Origin of the sequence: Francisella noatunensis subsp. noatunensis (assembly GCF_009823375.1) — a bacterium.
In the GTDB taxonomy this organism is placed as follows: domain Bacteria; phylum Pseudomonadota; class Gammaproteobacteria; order Francisellales; family Francisellaceae; genus Francisella; species Francisella noatunensis.
Window position 1 is genome coordinate 1 of the sequence record NZ_WBSX01000107.1, and the last position, 6,425, is coordinate 6,425.

Sequence of the window (6,425 nt, forward strand, 5' to 3'; positions counted from 1 at the left end):
CAATATAAATACAAAAAAGAAGGTGACTCTAAACAAGTTAAGATAAAGGATAGAGCGAGTATTTCTGAAAGACCTAGCAGTGCTAATAGAAAAAATCTTTATCACTTTGAAGGTGACACTATTGTTGGTAAAGACCATAAAAGTGCTATTGTAACAATGGTCGATAGAGCTAGCAGATTTACTATTTTAGCCAAGTCTATAGATAGAACAGCTAATTCAATCAATAGAATATTGTACAAAGTATCTAATGGTCATAAAATATTAACAGCTACATTTGATAATGGTAAAGAGTTTGCTAAACATAAGAAGCTAACTAGCAAGACTGGCATCAAAGTATTCTTTGCTGATCCATACAGTCCTTGGCAAAGAGGTACTAATGAAAACATGAATAGGTATATCAGACAATTTATACCTAAAGGTACTAACTTTAACAATATATCTCATCAATACATTAGAAAGTTACAGATAGACTTGAATAATAGACCTAAGAAATGTTTAAATTACTTGACACCTAATGAAGTACATTTTGGTATCTCTATAAACATTGAGAATACAATCTAGCTTATCTTGATAAATAGTGGAGTACCAAGAACCTTGATAGATTGACGTTGTCTAAAGCCACTTTGTTTAACATTATGAATAGTATTCTCTAGATCTGTAACCAGTTTGTTACAAGAATGAAAATATTTCATCCTATCACTAGTTGGAGATATACGATTTTGTACATTTCGAATTAATTTTAGATCAAGGTATTTTTCTAGAGCATCTATTTTATTCTTTATAGTGTTTAATTCTACAGAATAATATTTTTTAACTGAACTATAAGACCCTAATTCCACTAATTTAAGAAAGTAACGCGTCGCTTCTATTATATCTTTGTTAATACCACTCATCTTATGTATAAAAAATTAATAATAAGTTTGTAGTTATAATATCACTATGAGTAGTATTACAGAAGTATTAAAAGAAGGTGACAAAACTTTCGAGAGATTCTCTTTCCGTACGATAGTTATTTACAGCTGCGCTAGTATCTTCATAACCAATTGCTATACCACATAGTAAAGTATAATCATCAAATCCTTGTAGTTCTTTTTTGACTATATCTGGATAGTGTCCTAAAGATGCTTGTGGACATGTGGCAAGTCCTAGGTCAACAGCAGCTAATAATATTGATTGGATAAGCATTCCGCAGTCCATATAGCCACTAATCCCTGTATCAGGATGTTTAAATATAAATATAGCTGAAGGTGAATCAAATGATAAATAGTTTTTTTTCCATTGTTCGATACGTCTTTCTTTATCCTCTCTAGCGATACCTAGAGCATTGTATAAATCATGGCCACATTTAACAGCACGTTCTTTGAGTTCTCCTTCTAATGAACTATTACCATCATACCCATACTCCATCCTTGGAGGTTCGCGATTATCACATGCAGAGAGTATCTTACTCATCAAGTCTTTCTTCTTTTCACCGCTTACTATAGCAATTTTCCACGGTTGAGTATTTTTACTTGATGGTGTCCATCTTACGGCATCAAAAAGCTTTTCTAATATCTTTTTATCTATAGGAATATCAATAAATTCTCTAACGCATTTACGATTTTTTATAGCTTGTAATGTTTGCATAAATTCTGACCGTTACAAATTTAGATTCGTATTTATCTGGATAATACTTTATTTTTTTGTTCTTACAAAGTCAAACTTATTAACCAAGTTAAGCTGATAATAACTTGACAAATAGTAGTCTTATTTGTATATTGCCTGATTCTCTATTTTTGAATCTGGATAAAATAGTAGTTTTAATAAAAAAGGAGGGTAAATATGAAATTAGCGCAACTATTTGCAAAAAAAGTTTCTTTAGCTAAAACTCTTAGTACAAAGCCTCAAGGCTTTCAAACTACCGCAAAGAGTGCCGAAGAAAAGAAAATTAAAAAATGATTTTTACTATCAAAGCTATATAATAGTTCCTAAACACTAGAAAAGGAGATAAGAAAGTGTTTACGAAGAAAATGGCTTTCACTTATTTTATTACAGTTATATTGATTTTTAATTCTGGCTGGATTGATAGTATAGTTCTTTACAACTCTTTTGGTGCCAGTGTGGCGGTTATGTCTGGTAACTTGAGGATTTTAGGGCATAGTATAGCTGGTGCTGACTGGGTATTTATGTACAAGGTAGCCGTGCTTGTTTTTGGTTTTGTTGTAGGTGCTGCTATAAATGGTGTCATTATGAAAACAGATGCTTATGTTATCTCAGAAGATCATACTAAGACACTAGTACTACAAAGTGCAGTAATGCTTACAGGTACTTTATTGATAGATATCTTTAGTAATCATCGTGTTATTGATGATTTATTTTTGGCTATGGCAATGGGTATGCAGAATAGTTTCACTACGCTGTTTTTTGGAGGTTTTGCTCGAACAACTCACATGACAGGTACAACTACTGACCTAGGTATTGAAATTGGTAGAGCCTTACGAGGCAAAACAGATAATTTATGGAAAATACCGTTTTTTGCTGTATGTATGACAATGTTTGTGGTCGGTAATACTGTAGGTGTGATTTGGGTTGAGATTGCGGGAGAATATTTTACTTTGATGCTTTTCCCATCAGTTATATTACCAATTTTTGTGGGTATCGTGATTTTGCTAACCTATAATATGAAGGTTAAAAATCATAGTCTCTAGTTTAATGTTGGTAGTAAATCAAGAGAGCTCAGAATCTGTAGAGCGATAATCACAATTGCAATAAGCACTATTAATATAGCTATTATAGAAGAACTAGCTAGGGCTTTTTGCTTACGATAGTTTATAACCCATAGCATCATAACAGGTAAAGCAACCTGAAGTACAGCAACAAAAATACTTGCATAGCCAAGAGCTGTTTTAAAGCCATCTGGATAAGTGATTGCATAAATATAAGCTGGTAAGAATGTTATCACAAAGGCAAGGATTTTATGTTTGTGTAAGTTTTCAGCTATTTTGTAAGTATTTCTATTAAAATCAAAAAGTCCTAACGCAACTCCAAGAAAAGATGTTGCTAAGGCAAAAAAACCAAATAGGAAGGATATTGTCGATATATATCCAGAACTAGTACTGAAGTGATCAATAATAACGGATGTAATTTCACCAGATTGCTTACCTAAGATACCAGTAGGTGTTGCAACGGGAAGTGAGCCAAGAGTGGCAAAAATCCATAATAGATAAACGATCAATGGTATTGTGCTACCAATTATAATAGCTTGGCGTAGAGATCTTCTATTTGATCCTACATAGGTTCTTAACGTAGGGATTATATGATGAAATCCAAATGAGGTTAGAAGTATGGGAAATGCTGCCCAAATAAAATTAGGATTTTTGATCTGATAACTTAGATGATCAACAGAAATATGTGGGATTAGAACCGCAACTAGTAGTAAAAATGCTAAAAGCTTACCTGTAAACATAATTTTGTTTACATGATCAACTAGTCTTGTACTAATGTATATAAACACACCTAGTATCAATATAAAAATAATCCCAGTGAGTTTTTCTGAGATATTAAAACCAAGACTTCCTAGGGTTGTCGAAATCAAATATCCACCCCCGACAGTATATGCAGCTACTAGTGAATACAGTAATAAGATATAACAAATCCAAACTACACCAACACCAGCAGGACCTAAGGTCTGTTTTGTCATTTCTACAAAATTAGCGCCATCTTCCATTTTTAGGTTAACTTCTGCCAATATCAGAGCCGTAAAAGTCATCAAAGCCCAGATACAAATAATTAAAATAGAACCTATAAAAAAGCCACAGCTCGCTACAGTTGCAGGAATTGCTAACATCCCGGCACCAATACATGTGCCAGATATAATCATTGCTGCGCCAAATTTTCTTGATAAAAACATATTAGATTGTATAAAAAACTGGAATTTTAAATCCCAACTCTACCATTTAAAGCTTATAATATATTTATTATAGCCGATATGATTGTTATTTCTACAAAATGGATAGTATGAAGGATAAAATTAGGCAAGCTTTGGTTGAGCTTGATATTCTAGCAACAGAAGAGCAGATTGAGCAATGGCTAGAGTATTTAAAACTTCTTGAGAAGTGGAATAAAGTTTATAATATGACTGCTATTAAGAAGATTGATGATATGTTAGTCAAGCACTTATTTGATAGTCTCGCTGTAGCCAAGTATATCAAAGGTAGCTCAACGGTCGATGTCGGTACTGGAGGAGGATTACCAGGAGTGGTTTTGGCGATATTATATCCGCAACATCAGTTTACTCTGGTTGATAGTGTTGGCAAAAAAATCATGTTTCTCAAAAATGTCAAAAAAAACTTGGGCTTGGATAACATTAATCCATTAAATATACGCATTGAAAACTTAGACGGTAGTTTTGATAATATTATATCGCGTGCATTTAGCTCAGTTGATACATTTTATGAATTATGTAAGCATTTCTTAACTAAAGATAATCAGATGTTAGCTATGAAAGGTCCGGATTTAGAAGAGCAGAACTTAGTATCTTTGCCGTTGGATATTGAAAAGCATAGCATAAAAGTTCCTTTCTTGAATGCTGAGAGAAACCTTATTGTAATGAGAAAAAAGTAATGATTGATAAAGAATTTATTCAAAGCTCATATACGAGTATCATCAAAAATATAGACTCAAAGGCTAGACTATTAGCTGTAAGTAAGTATCAGTCTATCGAGAAAATAGAATATTTAGCAAGTCTTGGACAGTTAGATTTTGGCGAAAATTATTTTCAAGAGTTAGAGCAGAAGGCTCAGCAATTACCAGATCTAAAATGGCACTTTATTGGTTCACTGCAATCGCGAAAAATAAAGCATGTTGTCAAATATGTTGACTCAATTCAAAGTGTAGAGAAAATAGAGCATCTTGAGAAAATAAATAAAGCAGCTATTAATGAAAATAAGCATATAGATATTTTTTTACAAATAAATATAGATGATGATATTAATAAATCTGGTTTTAAATCAACTCAATTAGAGGATGTTGTTGAAGTTATAGTTGAAGCGAAAAAATTCAGTAATCTAAAGGTGATTGGACTAATGTGTATACCTGCAAAATCAAACTCTCCAGAAAAGAGCTTTGCAAAAATGAAGTTATTTTTTGACACTATTAATGCTAGTTTAGCTAATGAGTTAAAATTATCGAGATTGTCAATGGGAATGAGCGCGGATTATAAATTAGCTATACAGTATGGCAGTACAGATGTTAGGATAGGAAGTAGCCTTTTTGGTATTAGAGAAGCCTAGCCTATTATTTTCTTTATATATTTAGAAAGTAGTCTTTTATATATCTCATTAATTATTAAAACTATAAATACAGCTACAAATGTTTCAAAGGCTCTGTCTAGTGCTATTGTGTATGGGGTCGCTGACGATAAGGTGATTATATCCCAACTAATAATCATACATGAAATAAAAAGAGCCAATAGTAGATAATATGATATAGAACAGTTAACTAAGAAAAAAAGAACCAGAAGTAGAGCTATTTGTAAATAGTAATGATTTTTTAATGGAATCATTATTATCGCGATTATGAGAGGACCTAGTATATTGGCAAAACCTCTTTTAAGTGCAGTTATCTTTACTTTTTCATAAGAGTAGCCAAGAACCAAAACTATAGTCATCATAATCCACCATGGATTAGTATTTGGTAGGTATATGGTCATAAATTTCGTTACCAAGTATCCTATAGCAAGTGACACAAGAGCAATAATCATCACATGATGATACTTATCTTGAATCCTCTCGCGGTTAGAGTATGGCTGATCTCTATATAGTAGAATATTTATCAAAGCATAATAGAATACAAGTAATACAATTACTACTATTACATAAGTTAGAGTTATACCTATACTTACATGGCTATATCCGAAAGCACTTGAAACATATCCAATAAAACAAAACTTCGTAAGTATCTCTGGCATTATTCTAAACTTTGTTGGTAGATAAAAAGTCAAGCCGCCCATTATGAGTGTACAAAAAGGTACAACTATAGGTAGTTGTGATACAACGGTTCCAATAATCATAGCTGCACTTATAGAGATAATAGCGATAACAATATATAGATAACTTTTTCTATATACTCCATGGATTGATGCTGCACATAAGGCTGTAATACCTACTAGACTATTAACAAAAACGTTAGGTAGAAGAAGATAGCTTATGAGACCGACTAGTCCTAATAATATAGTTAATAAAAAAGACTCTATAATTATTTTTTCACGCACTATTAACTTTAATGTTGCTTGTGATTTCATTGTTGTTATCTCATTAGAAAAGTATCTAATGGTCATAAAATATTAACAGCTACATTTGATAATGGTAAAGAGTTTGCTAAACATAAGAAGCTAACTAGCAAGACTGGCATCAAAGTATTCTTTGCTGATCCATACAGTCCTTGGC

Annotated in this window: 7 protein-coding genes and 2 pseudogenes; 5 read left to right on the top strand and 4 right to left on the bottom strand. The window is 32.2% G+C overall.

The window, feature by feature from the left end; all coding sequences use genetic code 11:
• Nucleotides 1-561 (top strand): IS30 family transposase (locus tag F8C69_RS08300; protein WP_159183759.1); only part of this gene is annotated, 561 nt, incomplete at its 5' end.
• Between the two features lie 2 nt (nucleotides 562-563).
• On the opposite strand, the pseudogene F8C69_RS11215 reads toward F8C69_RS08300, so the two are convergent.
• Nucleotides 564-893, bottom strand: a pseudogene (locus F8C69_RS11215) (LysR family transcriptional regulator); the annotation flags it as partial.
• Between the two features lie 67 nt (nucleotides 894-960).
• Nucleotides 961-1,626, bottom strand: a complete 666-nt coding sequence (locus tag F8C69_RS08310) for a nitroreductase (protein WP_159184855.1) — start codon at nucleotides 1,624-1,626, stop codon at nucleotides 961-963.
• A 368-nt stretch (nucleotides 1,627-1,994) separates the two neighbouring features.
• Between F8C69_RS08310 and F8C69_RS08315 the strand changes: the two genes are divergently transcribed.
• On the top strand, nucleotides 1,995-2,687 hold the full coding sequence (locus F8C69_RS08315) for a YoaK family protein (protein ID WP_159184856.1): 693 nt from the start codon (nucleotides 1,995-1,997) through the stop codon (nucleotides 2,685-2,687).
• Here the strand turns inward: F8C69_RS08315 and F8C69_RS08320 are convergent.
• Nucleotides 2,684-3,889, bottom strand: coding sequence for an amino acid permease (locus tag F8C69_RS08320; protein WP_159184857.1), 1,206 nt, complete (start codon nucleotides 3,887-3,889; stop codon nucleotides 2,684-2,686). The genes F8C69_RS08315 and F8C69_RS08320 overlap by 4 nt on opposite strands.
• Before the next feature lie 98 nt (nucleotides 3,890-3,987).
• Here F8C69_RS08320 and rsmG point away from each other — a divergent pair, with 98 nt between their 5' ends.
• Together rsmG and F8C69_RS08330 are read left to right on the top strand one after the other, a co-directional pair.
• Nucleotides 3,988-4,602, top strand: coding sequence for a 16S rRNA (guanine(527)-N(7))-methyltransferase RsmG (gene rsmG / locus F8C69_RS08325; protein WP_159184858.1), 615 nt, complete (start codon nucleotides 3,988-3,990; stop codon nucleotides 4,600-4,602).
• Nucleotides 4,602-5,270 (top strand): YggS family pyridoxal phosphate-dependent enzyme, encoded by a 669-nt coding sequence (locus F8C69_RS08330; RefSeq protein WP_159184859.1) that lies wholly within the window; start codon nucleotides 4,602-4,604, stop codon nucleotides 5,268-5,270. Before rsmG ends, F8C69_RS08330 begins: the two co-directional genes overlap by 1 nt.
• Here the strand turns inward: F8C69_RS08330 and F8C69_RS08335 are convergent.
• A complete protein-coding gene (locus tag F8C69_RS08335; protein WP_159184860.1) occupies nucleotides 5,267-6,280 on the bottom strand; it encodes an FUSC family protein in 1,014 nt (337 codons plus the stop codon). The two genes, F8C69_RS08330 and F8C69_RS08335, sit on opposite strands and share 4 nt — an antisense overlap.
• Before the next feature lie 24 nt (nucleotides 6,281-6,304).
• On the opposite strand from F8C69_RS08335, the pseudogene F8C69_RS11470 reads away from it, so the two are divergent.
• Nucleotides 6,305-6,425 (top strand): annotated as a pseudogene (locus F8C69_RS11470) (IS30 family transposase); the annotation flags it as partial.